14 protein-coding genes are annotated in these 14,291 nt (G+C 62.6%); 4 read left to right on the top strand and 10 right to left on the bottom strand.

The genetic code is table 11. From position 1 onward, the window contains the following. Positions 1-41: 41 nt before the first annotated feature. The 5 genes from AC19YR_RS01515 to AC19YR_RS01495 all read right to left on the bottom strand — a co-directional run bounded on the left by AC19YR_RS01515 (position 42) and on the right by AC19YR_RS01495 (position 5,624). Entirely contained in the window at positions 42-335 is a 294-nt protein-coding gene (locus AC19YR_RS01515; protein ID WP_095107227.1) for a YcgL domain-containing protein, read from the bottom strand. Beyond that, positions 332-1,465, bottom strand: a complete 1,134-nt coding sequence (gene rnd, locus AC19YR_RS01510; RefSeq protein ID WP_500596876.1) for a ribonuclease D — start codon at positions 1,463-1,465, stop codon at positions 332-334. The genes AC19YR_RS01515 and rnd overlap by 4 nt, the downstream gene beginning before the upstream one ends. 123 nt (positions 1,466-1,588) lie before the next feature. Beyond that, on the bottom strand, positions 1,589-2,242 hold the full coding sequence (locus tag AC19YR_RS01505; protein ID WP_095107222.1) for a class I SAM-dependent methyltransferase: 654 nt from the start codon (positions 2,240-2,242) through the stop codon (positions 1,589-1,591). A 24-nt stretch (positions 2,243-2,266) separates the two neighbouring features. Beyond that, a complete protein-coding gene (locus AC19YR_RS01500) occupies positions 2,267-4,066 on the bottom strand; it encodes a phosphoethanolamine transferase (RefSeq protein WP_500596874.1) in 1,800 nt (599 codons plus the stop codon). 175 nt (positions 4,067-4,241) lie between these two features. Further along, complete coding sequence (locus tag AC19YR_RS01495; RefSeq protein WP_095107218.1) at positions 4,242-5,624, bottom strand: glutamine synthetase family protein; 1,383 nt, start codon at positions 5,622-5,624, stop codon at positions 4,242-4,244. A gap of 427 nt (positions 5,625-6,051) precedes the next feature. Here AC19YR_RS01495 and AC19YR_RS01490 point away from each other — a divergent pair, with 427 nt between their 5' ends. Then, the gene (locus AC19YR_RS01490) at positions 6,052-6,963 is read left to right on the top strand and encodes a DMT family transporter (RefSeq protein ID WP_500596873.1); all 912 of its coding nucleotides are present in this window, start codon (positions 6,052-6,054) and stop codon (positions 6,961-6,963) included. Positions 6,964-7,050: 87 nt separating this feature from the next. After that, positions 7,051-7,977, top strand: a complete 927-nt coding sequence (locus AC19YR_RS01485; RefSeq protein WP_095107214.1) for a LysR family transcriptional regulator — start codon at positions 7,051-7,053, stop codon at positions 7,975-7,977. A gap of 2 nt (positions 7,978-7,979) precedes the next feature. Here AC19YR_RS01485 and AC19YR_RS01480 read toward each other — a convergent pair whose 3' ends face one another. The 5 genes from AC19YR_RS01480 to AC19YR_RS01460 form a co-directional block, all read right to left on the bottom strand. Further along, complete coding sequence (locus tag AC19YR_RS01480; RefSeq protein WP_095107212.1) at positions 7,980-8,345, bottom strand: 5-carboxymethyl-2-hydroxymuconate Delta-isomerase; 366 nt, start codon at positions 8,343-8,345, stop codon at positions 7,980-7,982. 355 nt (positions 8,346-8,700) lie between these two features. Further along, a complete protein-coding gene (locus tag AC19YR_RS01475; protein WP_500596870.1) occupies positions 8,701-10,809 on the bottom strand; it encodes a DUF6311 domain-containing protein in 2,109 nt (702 codons plus the stop codon). Then, positions 10,806-11,189, bottom strand: a complete 384-nt coding sequence (locus AC19YR_RS01470) for a GtrA family protein (RefSeq protein ID WP_095107208.1) — start codon at positions 11,187-11,189, stop codon at positions 10,806-10,808. Before AC19YR_RS01470 ends, AC19YR_RS01475 begins: the two co-directional genes overlap by 4 nt. Positions 11,190-11,202: 13 nt before the next feature. Continuing rightward, positions 11,203-11,913 carry a class I SAM-dependent methyltransferase gene (locus AC19YR_RS01465; RefSeq protein WP_095107206.1) on the bottom strand — a complete coding sequence of 237 codons (711 nt, stop codon included), beginning with the start codon at positions 11,911-11,913 and terminating at the stop codon, positions 11,203-11,205. Between the two features lie 3 nt (positions 11,914-11,916). Continuing rightward, a complete protein-coding gene (locus AC19YR_RS01460; protein WP_095107204.1) occupies positions 11,917-12,885 on the bottom strand; it encodes a glycosyltransferase family 2 protein in 969 nt (322 codons plus the stop codon). A gap of 331 nt (positions 12,886-13,216) precedes the next feature. Between AC19YR_RS01460 and AC19YR_RS01455 the strand changes: the two genes are divergently transcribed. Both AC19YR_RS01455 and AC19YR_RS01450 read left to right on the top strand, forming a co-directional pair. Further along, positions 13,217-13,417: a YegP family protein gene (locus AC19YR_RS01455; protein ID WP_095107202.1), complete on the top strand. Its 201-nt coding sequence runs from the start codon at positions 13,217-13,219 to the stop codon at positions 13,415-13,417. A gap of 285 nt (positions 13,418-13,702) precedes the next feature. Continuing rightward, a complete protein-coding gene (locus tag AC19YR_RS01450; protein WP_500596869.1) occupies positions 13,703-14,182 on the top strand; it encodes a DUF6538 domain-containing protein in 480 nt (159 codons plus the stop codon). Positions 14,183-14,291: the final 109 nt, after the last annotated feature.

Raw genomic sequence — 14,291 nt, 5'->3', positions numbered from 1 at the left:
CATCCAACGGATAACAGCGCCCCTGGCAGGGCACTTAGCGATCACACCGGGTCATTGCGCCGCAGCAGCTCTTCGGGCAAGTGCTCGATGTACTCGTCTTCGGCGGGCGGCATTTGCAGGTGGTAACCCTGGGATTCCAGGTTCGCCAGCACCACATGGATGTCTTCGCGCGACAGCGCGCGCTGCGGGCTCAGCACCAGGTCGAAGGCGTGGTGCGGCTTGCCGAACGCGGCCAAGAGGTTTTCCGGCACACGCTCCAGGGCATCGCTTTTGAGCACGTAAAGGTACATCTCGTTTTTCTTCAGGCTGCGGTAGATGGAGCAAATACGTTTCAAGGCTGTTCTCCGGCGGTGGCCAGGCTGTCGAGCAGGGCCTGGCCCATCAATTCGCGGCGCCAGCCACGCAGGGAATCGGGCAATTGATAAGGGCCCTGGGGGAAGCCGCTTTTAATCAGCGCTTCGAGGGTTTTCTTGCGCAGCATCAGCTCCGGGGCGATATCCAGGCGCTCGGCCTCGCTCTGGCCCAAGGCGCGCAGGCGCTTGACCAAGGCGGCGGCTTCCACCGGCAGCGGCTCGGGCACGGCCGGTGGCCATTGCTCGGGCGGCAGGTTGGCGAAGCGCTGGATGAGGTCGAGCAGGAACTGGCCGTCCTGGCGCACGGTGCGCGGGTGCATGTCGTCGATTTTCGCCAGCGCCGAGAGGTTGTCGGGCTGGGTGCGCGCCAATGGCCACAGGGCGTGCTCGCGGATGATGCGGTTGCGCGGCAGGTCCCGGGCGCGGGCCTCTTGCTCGCGCCAGGCGCACAGCTCACGCAACACCGCCAATTGGGCGCGGGACAGCTTCCAGGCCAGCTTGGCCTCGCGATAGACCTCGTAGGGGTCGGTTTCGCGGCGCAGGTTGGCCACCAGTTCGGCGCCATCCTCCAGGACCCAGGCGTGCTTGTCGTCCGACAGCTTGGGCCGCAGGTGGTTGTAAACCTCGGCCAGATGCACGGCATCTTCGGCGGCGTAGCTGATTTGCGTCTCCGACAACGGCCGGCGCAACCAGTCAGAGCGGGTTTCGCCCTTGGGCAGCTCAATGCCCAGCACTTCCTGGACCAGGCGCGAGTAACCCATGGAGAAGCCCAGGTTGAGGTAAGCGGCGGCCAATTGGGTGTCGAATAGCGGCGCCGGCAGGCTGCCGGTCAGGCGCAACAGCACTTCCAGGTCTTCGCTGCAGGCGTGCAGCACCTTGGTCACCGCCGGGTTTTCCAGCAATGCCGCCAGGGGCTGCCAGTTGTCGATGGTCAACGGGTCGATCAGGTAGGCGCGCTCGCCGTCGCCGATCTGCAACAGGCCGGCGATGGGGTAGAAGGTGTCGACCCGCATGAATTCGGTGTCGAGGGCGACGAAGGGCAGTGCCTGCCACTGTGTACAGAAACGACCGAGGCTATCGTTGTCGCGAATCCAGTGAATATCGATGGCCACACGGCTCTCCCTTGAAGAATGGCGCGCAGTATATATCGCCCCCGGGGATTTCCGCGCCTGAACTACAGCTGTGCGCAAAGGAAAAAACCTTCAAGAGCTGAAGAATAGACCTACAAGCCAGCCCTAACTGGCCTTCCTCAGGACATAAACCCGCGACAAGGCGAGGCCGGGGAAAAAATCCTGATGACTGACGATGTCGAATCCCGCTTGTCTGAATTCCTTTTCGATGTGGTTTTTGCTGCCCTGCAAGGGGTTTTCATCGCGTACGCGGCCCAGGTCAAGGCCCCCCAGCAGGCGCACGCAAACAATCACCGTGTCACGGCTGACCCGGTGGAATTCGCGCAGCAAGGCCAGGCGATGCTCGCCGTTGAGCATGTGGGCGTAGAGGCGCATGCAGAAGATGCAATCGACGGCATTGGCCGATAGGCCGAGGCTGAAGGCCGAACTGTGGAAGGTCTTGACCCGCGCCAGCACTTCACGCGGGTGGTGGATGGGCGCGTGGTCGAGCATCTGCGGGGAGTTGTCGGCCGCCAGGATCACCCGGTTGCCGTGCTCGGCCAGCACCGGCCAGAACAGCCCCGCGCCACAGGCCACGTCCAGGATCAACCCCGGCTCCCCGGCAGCCTTGAGTGCGCCACGCACCCGTTGTTCGTCACGCCATTGCGCCAGGCGCTGGCCCAGGCCCAGCGGCCGGGCCTCCAGGCAGGTGCTGGCGTGCTCGCGCTCGTAACGCTCGGCGAATTCATGCTCAACGGTGGAAGGTGACTGCGATGACATCAAGCCAACACTCGAAGGTAAGGGTCATGGAAGCGGCAGGTTAGCCGCTGGCAGGTGAAAAAAAGGTGAGCGCATGTGCTTTGTCGTAACAAGAGGGCTTGCCCGCGCAGCACTCCCAGGCTTCTCAGGGCCTGAGTACGCGGTGTTGCCGGATGCTTTGGGGTCGCTGCGCAACCCTGCGCCGGCCAGCACGCCATCGAGCACCGGCGTGCGGCACCCGGCGAACAGGTCGAGCTTGCCGTCGTACACCTGGGTGCTGACCTCCAAAAGGCCCAGCATGGAATGGAACAGGTTGTCCTGGCTCAAAGGTTTGTCGCGGCTCAACTGCAGGCAGTGGGTGTCCAGCGCAAAGCTCTTTTGGTAGCTGTCGGAGAACCAAGCCAGCATCGCCACGTGTTTTTGCTGGTCCGGCGCCAGCATGTAGGGCGTGCCATGGAGGAACAGGTTGTACTCGCCCAGCGACTCACCGTGGTCGGAGAGGTACAGCATGGCGGTATCGACCTTGTCCTGGTTGCGCCGCAGCAGGTCGATCAGGGTCGCCAGCACGTGGTCGGTGTAGACCAGGGTGTTGTCGTAGCCATTGACGATGCTTTCGCGGCTGCAATTGTTCAGCGCATTGCTTTCGCACACCGGGGTGAAACGCTCGTAGGCCTTGGGGTAGCGCTTGAAGTATTCCGGGCCGTGGCTGCCCATTTGGTGCAGCACCAGCACGGTGTCCTTGGCCAGGCTGTCGATCAGTTGCTGCAAGCCTTGCAGGAGGATTTCGTCGCTGCACTCGCTGTTGGCGCACAACTGCGGGTCCTTGAGGTTGCTGACATCTTGCAGGGTGACCCGGTCGCACGTGCCCTTGCAGCCGGACTGGTTGTCGCGCCAGATCACCTCCAGCCCGGCGCGCTTGAGCACGTCCAGCAGGCCTTCCTGGTTTTTCGCCTGGCTGGCGTCGTAGCCCTTGCGGCCCATGTTGGAGAACATGCACGGCACCGACACCGCTGTCTCGGTGCCACAGGAGCGCACGTCGGTAAAGGCGATCAACCCACTCTCCTTGTTCAGTTGCGGGGTGGTATCGCGCTCGTAGCCGAGGATGCCGAAGTTCTGCGCCCGGGCGCTCTCGCCCACCACCAACACCGTCAGCGATTTACGGCCGTGGGTTTGCCAGGTGGGGTTCTTTAGCGCGTCTTCGCCGATGGCCACAAAAGGCCGGCCGGCCGCCGCCGCTTGCTCGCGCAGCAGCCCCGCCGCAGCGCCTATGTAGTTGCTCGGCACCAGCATCAGGCGCAGTTCGTGGTGGTTGCGAAACAGCGACGACAGGCCCTGATAGTTGACCAACGCCACGCCACCAATCACTGCCATCGACACGACACCTGCCAGCAACTTAAACAACAACTCGCGGGGCCAGGGGCGATAACTAATTGGAAGTTTCCACACGATCAGCGACGGTATTACACCCAAGCCCACTATATAAGCCAGCCACTTCCAGGACAGTAAGTCACGCACTTCCGTGGCATTGGTCTGGGCAAAGTTACGTACCATGCCGGTATCGATCAACACCCCGTATTGCGCCATAAAATAGGCCACGCCAGCGCTAATCATGAATAACAGAATCAACAGCGGCTTAAATACATAACGAAACGCCAACAACGTCAGCACCAGGTTAAACGCAAATACGATCATCACCCCGAACGCCACGCGCAGGCCAAAACCCTGGCCGCCCGTGGCGGTAATCGCGAACAGGTGCTGCCATAACGTAATGTTGAAGGCCACTAATAAAAAGGCACTGGCAACCAACGTCACCCATTCCGGGCGCACGGCTTTAGTCGTTGACATGATGATCTGCTTATTCCTTGAAAGAAGTGCCGCCTGCGCGCAACAAACATAATCACGGGCTACGACAGCACGAACTTTAAGCAGGCAATCATCAATGTTTCGTGAAAAAGATAGTAAGGAATAATTAAGCCGCCAGTATTTTGCCCTGGCGGCTTTTTAACGAAGGTTTGGCGCCTCAGGCCTGGTGCAGGTACCAGCGCCAATCCTGCTCGCCCACTTGCCCCATGAACTGGCGGTACTCGGCCCGTTTGACCGCCAGGTACACCCGCAAAAACTCCGCGCCCAAGGCTTCCCGGGCCCAGGCCGAACCTTCGAGGGCGCGCAGGGTGGTCAGCCAATCGGTGGGCAGCAGCTCTTTGGCCTGGGCGTAGCCGTTGCCTTCCACCGGCGCGCCAGGGTCGAGGCGCTGGCGGATGCCGTGATGGATGCCGGCGAGGATCGCCGCTGCCGCCAGGTAGGGGTTGGCGTCGGCACCGCAGATGCGGTGTTCGATGTGCCGGGAAAACGCCGGCCCACCAGGTACCCGCAGGCTGACGGTGCGGTTGTCCACGCCCCAGGTGGCGGCCAGCGGCGCGTAGCTGTTGCTCTGGAAGCGCCGGTAGGAGTTGGCGTTGGGGCAGAACAGCAGCAAGGAGTCGAGCAAGGTGGCGAGCATGCCGCCCACCGCGTGGCGCAGCAGCGGCGTGCCATCGAGGGCTTCGCTGGCGAACAGGTTGTGGCCGTGTTCATCCGCCAGGCTCACGTGCAGGTGCATGCCCGTGCCGGCCAGGTCATCGAACGGCTTGGCCATAAAACACGCGGTCATTCCGTGCTTGTGGGCCACGCCTTTGACCAGGCGTTTGTAGCGCACCGCGTCGTCCATGGCTTGCAGGGCGTCGTCGCGGTGCTGCAGGGTGATCTCGACCTGGCCTGGGGCGTATTCGGAGATCGCCGTGCGCGCCGGAATGCCTTGCAGTTTGCAGGCGGTGTAGAGGTCGGCGAGGAAGGGTTCGATCTGCTCCAACTCCCGCAGGCCATACACCTGGGTCGCTCGGGGGCGCCCGCCGTCGGCATCCAGCGCCGGTTGCGGGCGGCCCTGGGCATCGCGCTGGCTATCGAGCAGGTAGAACTCCAGTTCCGCCGCCATCACCGGGTAATAGCCATCGGCCTTGAGGCCATCGATCACCCGCGCCAGCACATGGCGCGGGTCAGCCACGGCCGCCGGCAGCCCCTCCCGGGGATGCATGCTGACCTGCACCGCCGCCGTCGGCAGCAGGCGCCACGGCAGGCGCTGCAAGCTGCCCGGTAGCGGATAGGCGCGGCAGTCGATATCGCCCACGTCCCACACCAGGCCGGAATCCTCTACGTCATCGCCATTAATCGTCAGGCCCAGGATGGTGCTGGGCAACGGCCGGCCGCTGTCGTACACCGCCAGCAGTTCATCGCGATGCAGCAGCTTGCCCCGGGGCACGCCGTTGCTGTCGAGGATGAACAGCTCGAACAGTTCGATATCGGGGTTGTGGTCGAGGAATGACTGGGCTTCTTCGCGGCTAGCAAACAGGGTGGGGGCAACGCTCATTGGGAGGCTCTCATGGGTTCGCGTCTGGCCAGCACGAGGGGCTGGCCGCAGGTCAACGGGAACGGCAGGCATCCGGCGGGCGCGCATGGCGGCAATGCCACAGCGCCCAAAAAGCCAATTGCGAGGGCAAGGCGCACAGGCACGACGCAGGCACCGCCCCAGGCGAACACGCGCCAGGGGCCGGGGATTGCAGTGCGACGAACCAAGCGTCCATGGGAGCAACCAAGGGCAACAGAAGGCCCGCAGCGTCACACGGGGCGATAGTTCGTTAAATTCATACTTGAAGAACTTTGCTGATGTCTGGACTAAACATTCAGACCAAGGAATACACCGCAACCCATTTTCTCGATAGCACCCCAGACTTTCTGATTTGCCCGGCGCTGCGGGGCGTCGCCTAATCGGCGCCTTCTCATTCAAGGCTTACTTCATGAAGCACATCAGTTTCACTTCGGCCCATGTCGGCATGCTGGCCTGGTCCGTATTGATCGCCGCGTCGTTTTTTGCCGCAGCGCAGGTCGGGCAAAGCGTGGACCCTATCCTCCTCACCGCATTGCGCCTGTTGCTGTCGGCGTTGTTGTTCCTGCCGATGCTGCTGTGGCAAGGCGCCGCGCGCCTGACGTGGCGCGCCACGGCCAGCCACGGGGTGCTGGGGCTGTTGCTGGCGGTGTATTTCGGCACGTTGTTCGAGGCGCTGCGGTATGCCTCGGCGGCCAATACCGGCACCTTGTTCACCCTGGTGCCCTTGTTGACGCTGCTGTGCGAGGTGCTGTTGATTCCGGGCACCCACGCGAGGAGGCGCCTGGTGCCGATGCTGGTGGCGGCGTTGGGGGCGGTGCTGCTGATCCTCAAGGGCGGCGGCCCCGGGCAGTGGCCGTCGCTGTACCCGGTGCTGGTATACGGCGCCGGTTGCCTGGCGATGGCGCTGTATTCGCCCCTGAGCCAACGCTTCAAGGCGGGTGCACTCCAGGGCCGTGGGCCGGTGGCGATGACGTTCTGGAACATGCTGTTCGGTGCGCTGTTCCTGTTCGCCCTGTGCCTGCAAAACGGAGGTTGGCGCAGTGCCACCCAACTGACCCTGGGCGATGGCCTGTGGCTGCTGTACCTGGCGTTGTTCGCCACCCTCGGCACGTTCTGGTTGTTGCACCGCGCCATCGGCGTGATCGCCCCGGCCACAGTGATTTCCTACATCTACCTGAGCACCCTGCTGCTGACGTTGTTCAATTGGCTGCGGTTGCAGCAGGCGCCGCTACCGCTGGAGTGGCTGGGCGCCGTGCTGGTGGGCGCCGGCATGCTGGCGCTGGTGATGGCCAGCCGGCGTAACGTTGCGGTGAGCCTATAAAAAGGCATTCTCGTAGCGCCCCGGGCTGCGCTACCCTCTGGCCACTGTCGCGCCATCAGGGCGCAAGTGCCGCCCGGGAAGCCATGGATGCTCACTAGCAACGCCCTCCGCAAACTCGACATGCAGGACCTGATGGTGTTCATCGCCGTGCATGAGCAGCAGAACGTCACCGCCGTAGCCGAGGCCCTGCACGTCAGCCAGTCCACCGTCAGCTACTGCCTGAAGAAACTGCGCGGGGCGTTCGATGACGAATTGTTCATCAGTACCCGCGCGGGCATGTTGCCCACCCTCAAAGCCAGCGCCATGCTCGAACCGCTACGCCAGATCATCGAGCGCATCAACCTGTGCCATTCGGGCCTGGCCGCCTATGACCCGGGCCAGCAGGCCGTGACCTTCAACCTGTGCGCGCCGGAGTACTTCGAGCTGTTGGTGCTGCCGCGCCTGCTGCGCCATTTCGATGCCGAGCAACGAAGGGTGACCATCAATGTGCGCAAACTCGACAGCCACGCGCCGAGCGAGGAACTGGCCGATGGCCGCCTCGACCTGGTGCTGGGGTTCGGCCCGGACTTCCACCCGCCGCACCCGGATTTCAAGTGCCAGGTGCTGGTGGAGGATGAGTTGGTCTGCGTGTTCGCCAAGGCCGCCGCGCCCGCCGAGGCGCGCCTGAGCCTGCAAGGCTTTCTCGAACGCCGCCACGTGTTCCCTACGCCCTGGACGTCCGACACCAACATGATCGACGGCTGGCTCGCCCGCCAGGGCCACAAGCGCCAGTTCGTGGCGCAAACCAACAGCTACGGCGCGGCCCTGAAAATGATCGCCGACAGCCCGCTGGTGGTGACCATGCCCCGGCGCATCCACCGCCTCCTGGCCAGCGCCGATGCCTTCGCCAGCCGCGAGGCGCCCCACGGCTTGCCGGGGTTCAACCTGTACATGCAGTGGGGCGACCCCGGCAGCGCCAACCAGTGGCTGCGCGAGCAGATCGTCAAGGCCTGCGCGGACGGGGGCCTGATCTGAGGTCAGACACCGACGGCGACCTTGGAGTAGGCGTCGCGGTCGATGTCGATGATTTCCACGCTCAACTGCACCTGCACCTGGGCCGGCCATTCGCACAGGTCCTGCAACACCGCCAACAGGCTTTCGGACAGTTGTTTCTTGATCTGCGGCGAGCGGCCGCTGAGCAGCGCCAGTTTCACCGCGACAAACCCGCGCTCGCCAAGCCCTGTGCCGACGCGAAAGGCCCCCACCGGCACGGCGCGGCTCTTGATATCGAACTCCGCGCCGAACTGCCCGGACGCCACCAGCGTGTGGTTGAGGCGCAACAAGGCCTTATCGACCTCCAGCTGAGGCAGGTTGGGGGTGTATTCCAGGTGCAAGTGAGGCATGGCGCGGCTCCTTCAGGTGCGTGGCGAAAGAGCACAGGTATACGGGGTGGGGCGGTGGCAGGCAAGCGCAGGACGCCATTACGAGCAGGCTCGCTCCCACTCTGTGGCAACGGTGGAAGGCCCCTTAGCGCAATCCAGCGCCGGCGCCAGGTGCTGGTTGATCGCTTCGGCCCGCGCCGTGGGTTCCATGCGGTGGCCGACACAGTTAAACAGCGGGTCGTTGAACAGGCTGCGCAGGCGTCGGTTTTGCGCAGTTCGTTGCGGTTCATCGCCAGCCCCACGCCCCCGGAAAACCCAGTGTAGAAACAGCGCGATGCTGGCGCCCAGCTATGTGAACGCTAGGCATCGATGGCCATTACTGCACCGCCAGTGTCTTGATCCCCAGCACCAAGCGCCGGTCATCGGCGCCCAGGCCCAGCTCCTGCGGGCTGACCGCGTTGAGGAAGGTCATGGCCAGGCGCACCACGCCTTCGCGGGCGATGGCTTGCTGGGCGGCGGCGGGCAGGTCGAGGTCGATCTGGTTACCGTCGAATTTAATCAGCCGCACCGTGCGCACCGGCACGTCGTTGACGCTGAACTGCACGTCCTGGTGCGGATGGCTGGGGATCACCAGTGCCCGGGTTTCCAGGCGCAGGGCGCGCACCGGGCCGGCGGGTTTGAACAGCAGTTGCGCGCTGTCGCCATCGGACCAGGTGCCCCAGGCTTCAGGCCCGGACCAACCGCTGAGCAGGTAAGCGGTGCCGGGGTTGCCCTGGGCAAAACCGAGGATGTCGCTCGCCGCCTCCTGGGTGGGCATCAGGGCGTGGGGGTCGAGGTCGGCCGGGGCCGCCAGGCAGGTGGCGCAATGCTTCCAGCCTGGCGCCAGCACGGTATAGCCGTCGATGCGGGCCAACAGGTCGGTGCTGCGGTTCAGGCTGCTGGCCACTTGGCGCACGCTTGGTTCGTCGAGGACGTAGAGCGAATCCGCCTCGTACTGGCCGCTGGCGATGGCGGTCGCGGTTTTCTGCTTCATCTGCTTGAGAGCGGTCTTGCTCATGCGCCCCAGGTACACGGCGTCGGTGCCCATGCGATGGGCCGCGGCGTAGCTGGCCAGCACCGACCAGGCCGGCGGGGTGTTTTGCGGCTGAACCCAGCGCACCTTTTTATAGTGCGCGCCGGCCTGCTCCCAGAACGGGTCGATCAGGGGGCTGGGCCATTGCGAGGCCGGCGCGGCCATCAGGGTCTGGCGCAGGCCCGTCCAACCGGCGCGGGTGTCCAGCACCTGCATCACCAGCGCCAAGGCCAGCAGCACGGTGGCCACCCGCCGCGAGCAACCGCGCACCACGAGGAACACGGCGGCGAAGATCATTACGTAGAACACCGGCCAGAACATCCGCCCCGAGGCGCGGAACACGTTGGCCAGGTTTTCGACAAAACCCGGGATCGGCAGGCGCAGCGCCCACGGACCGAGGCCGATCTGGTGGGAAATGGCGAACAGCATCAGGGCCAGCAACATCAGCCCCAGCATCAGGCGCCCGTGGAACAGTTCGCGCAACCGGGCCTTGCCCCGCAGCATCGGCACGAGCGCGCAGAGGACAAGAAAAATCGCCCCCAGCCCCAAGTAGTTGAAGCCTTCGTAATCCCCGGCGCCTTCGGGCAAATCCTTGAGCACATAAGACCAACCGCTGGAATCGACGATCGACAGCAAGTTCAGGCGATACAGCCCAAAGCCACCGCTGACCGTGCCGTTACCGACACTGAAGTAACCCGCTTGCCAGCAGGCCAGCGCCACGCAGGCGAACAGCAGGGCCAGCTCACGCCAGGCCTGGGTCCGTGGCAGTTGTTTTTGCACAACCTTGCCCAGCAGGTCGGCGACCCACAACGCCGCGACCATCGCCAACAGGTAGGAATGCACCAGCGCGGTGACCACCAGCAAAGCGCCCCAGGCCAGGCGCCGCCTGCGCAACGCCGGGTGGAACGCCAGGTACAGCCCCGCCAGGATCAGAAAATGCCCCACCAGCGACAAGTGCCCGCCAATGCGCAGCATCAATGGCGGCGACAACACGAACAGCCCCGCCCCCAACAGGCGCAGCACGGGGCTGGCAGTGACATGCCCCAACAACTTGAAGGCGAACCAGGCTTGCAGGGCAAAGCACAGCAGCAGCCAGAGGCCGAAATACTGGAACGTCGCTGGCAATAGGCTGGCAAAGGGCTTGAAGACAAACGCCAGCAGCGGGTTGGAGTCGGAAAAGATGATCGAGCTGCTCAGCTCCAGGCCATAGCCGGGGTTCAGCCCCAACGGAAAAGTCCACGGCCCCTGCCGGAAAAATTCCCAGCCCAGATAGTGGGTAGCCGGGTCGCCCGACGCGAGCCAGGCAATGTTCTGCGGGTCGAGCACCCGCGGCCCCACCACCATGAAAAACGCCAACGCCCCCAGCAGCAGCGCCAATGCGTCAAAACCCAAGTGTTTGGCCAACGCCTTCATCGGTACGTCCAGAAGTTATGCAGCACAAAGGTGAACGCCGGAATCACCAGCGCCACGGCCAGAATGCCCAGTAAATAATCGAGCCCGCAGCGCTGCGCGACCCAGGCCACCAGCATCGCCAGCAGGAACCCGGCCACCGACACGCAGACAAAGCGGCGCAAAGTGCGCCCATGCAACTGGCTGGAAAAACTCCACGTTGTATTGACCACGTAGGAAACCACCGTCGCCACTGCGAAGGCCACGCCATTGGCCAAGGGCGGCGCCAGGGCCAGCCACTCGATCAATACGATGGCAGTGATGGCATGCAGGCCAGTAACCAGTAACCCGGTCAAGCCAAACCGTAGGGCGCGGTGCCACAGCAACGGCAGCGACCGGCTCATGCCGGGCGCCCCGTCACGGCTTCTGCGCCAGGCAGAACACCGTCAAACCGCCGAGGCGATTGGCTTTCATCAGGGGCAATTCCAAGCTGCACATCGCTGTAAGCATGCCGTTGACCAACGGGTGGTGAGCCTTGAGCTGGGAGCGCGCCGGGCCTGGTTGCTGGCCTTTGGGCATCAGGCGCAGGGCGGCGGCAATCGGCAGCACCAAGCCAAAGTAGTAGGCACCGTGGCGCACCTGCAAACCCGCGTCGCGGGCCACCTGCTCCATGTGCTTGAGGGTGTAGCGGCGCTTGTGTTCGAGGAAGTCGTCGTGGTCGCTCCACAGGGCTTGGAACGCCGGCACACTTATCAGGAAGCGGCTGCCCGAGGGCACCTTGTCCACATAGGCGCGCAGCAGGCCAACGTCGTCGTCTACGTGTTCGAGTACGTCCATCAGCAGCACCAGGTCAGCCTCTACCTGATCGACGCCAATGCGGTAGTGCACCGGTTTGCCACTGACCGTGGCGTCGGACTCGGCGTCGTAGCTGATGTCCACGCACCAGGCCTCTTGGGCCGCGGTGTGGGTCAGCAGGTGATGGGAGAAAAACCCGGAGCCTGCGCCCACATCCAAAATGGTCCGGGCCGGTTGGCCTTGCAAAAACCGCGTCAGCGCGCGGGCCTTGGAGCGGTAATACCAGTGCTGGTTAATGCTCGCACCGAGGATGTCGGTTTCCTTGAGGTCCATCGGTCAACCCTTAGTGCTGTAGATACGCCGCACCAAGAACACCGGGCGCCGCTTGGATTCAATGTAAGTGCGCCCCAGGTACTCGCCGAGCACGCCAATGCCGATCAATTGCAGGCCACCGAGGAAGGTCACCGCCACCATCAGCGAGGCGTAGCCAGGCAGGTCAATGCCGTGGATCAACGCCCGCAGCACGATGAAAATGGCGAACGCAAAGGAAATCAGCGACACCCCCAGGCCCAGGTAAGTCCAAATACGCAACGGTTCGGTGCTGAAACTGGTGATGCCTTCCAGGGCGAAATTCCACAGCCGCCAACCGTTGAACTTGGTCGCCCCCGCCGCCCGCGCCGGGCGCACATAGTCCACGTAGGTGGTGCGAAACCCGACCCAGGCGAACAGGCCTTTCATAAAGCGTCGCGATTCGGGCAGCGATTGCAGGGCTTGGACGACGCAGCGGTCCATCAGGCGGAAATCACCGACATTCTCCGGCAGCTTCTGCTCGGCGATGCGGTTGTGCAGGCGGTAGAAACCATTGGCCGAAACCTGCTTGGCCCAGGAGTCGCTGTCGCGGCTGACACGGTGGCCAAGCACTACTTCAAAGCCCTCGCGCCACAGGGCGATCATTTGCAGGATGACTTCGGGAGGGTCTTGCAAGTCGACATCAATCGGCACCACCACTTGCCCAGCGGCGTATTGCAGGCCGGCAGTGAGGGCCGCTTCCTTGCCGAAATTACGGCTCAAGTCGAGGATTGTCAGGCGCGGGTCGTGCTGCTGGCGTTCCAGCAACAGCTCCAAGGTGCCATCGGTGCTGCCGTCGTTGATGAACACGATGTCCACCGCAACCTGCGTCTCGCTGCGAAAAACCTCAGAGATACGGGCGATGAACAGGTCGATGCTCTCGACTTCGTTGAAGACCGGCACCACCAGAGAAAGCGTCAGCGGCGTGGTTGGGCCTGTTACGTGCGCATGGGTCAATTGATTGCTCTTTTTTTATATGAGTTTTTATCAATCAGAACCTTGGCCGGCCGCTCTACAGCGCCGATTACACCCCCAAGGAGCGTCGTATTAAGCAGCAGGCGAACGGGGCTGGCAAGGGCATTGGCCCGCAGTTTTTTCGCTTCTGGCGTTCATTTCGCCGAAGTTGTCGGAGATTTCCCCCTATATGCCCTCTGCCTCAAACCTTTATAGGCAATATCCCCTCACCATTGCTAACAGGTGCGACCTGGCCGTATTGAGGTCGGCAGCTAAGGTTCTTTCCCACAGGCCAGGCGCCTGTCACCCCACAACAACTGCAAGGAGCAGCCCCATGTACTTTGAGATCTACCAACAGACCACTGGCACAAGCCTGACCGGCCTGAACCAATGGCGCTGGCGCTTGAAAGCCGGCAACCATGAGCCCATCGCCAGCGGCGAGGCCTACCACAACAAGGCCGATTGCCTACACGCCATCACCCTTATCGTCAGCACCCACCGTGACACCCCAGTAAAAGAGGTCGCCGCCCGCTGAGCGCAACGTATAAACCAAAAAGCCCCGTCCATTCCTGGCGGGGCCTTAGGGCATGCAAAACTGATATACAGAAACGAAAAAGCCCCTGAAATGTTTAACCATTTCAGGGGCTTAGTCTTATTCAATAATGGCGGAGAGATAGGGACTTTCCGAATCCAACCCTGCATCCCTTTAAAATCAATGGTTACAAGGCTATCAGGCGATTTTGCTACAAAATCTTGCTACAAATTAGTTCCAAAAACAGCTATTTTTTCGTCATCCAACCCCACCCGGTAAGGGACGAAAATGGCAAGCGAAAACCTCCTTTTACGGTCAGGAACGTGGTACGTCCGTCTAAGCGTCCCGAAGGACGTTCGGCACGTCTTGAACCGAAGCGAGTTCACCGAATCGCTCAGGACCGGCAGCAAGCCAGAAGCTCAGGTGAAAAAGCTGGCCTACCTCTACATGTGGAAGGAGGCCATTACGAAAGCCCGGCAGCTCATGGCAGGGCCTACCCCCGACCAACTCCCAGAAACGTCGTTTAGCGTTTCCCAGATGATCCAGACGAGCCAGCAAAACGGGCTGTTAAGCCTCGTCATGCCTAAAAGTCCCGATGACGTAGATATGAGGCTCAGCCGGGAAAGTGTGGATGAACTCGGCGGTTACATCACCGATCTAATCCTACACACTCAAAAATGGACAACCACTCAGGAGGCCGAAGAGGCCAAGTTTGACCTATACGGCCAAAAACCCTTCCGTGAATATCAGGGCGGCGGCAAAAACTGAGTGCAACACCTGACCTTTCCGGTACGGTGTTGCCCCTATGTCTTATTCCGAACTCAGCGTTGAAGAACGCGCCACCATTCAAATCGCTCGTGCCCAAGCGTTCAGCCTG

The sequence above is a fragment of the Pseudomonas sp. MF08817 genome (assembly GCF_059862705.1).
The sequence above is the reverse complement of the archived record's forward strand: the minus strand, read 5'-3'. Positions and strand labels throughout refer to the sequence as shown.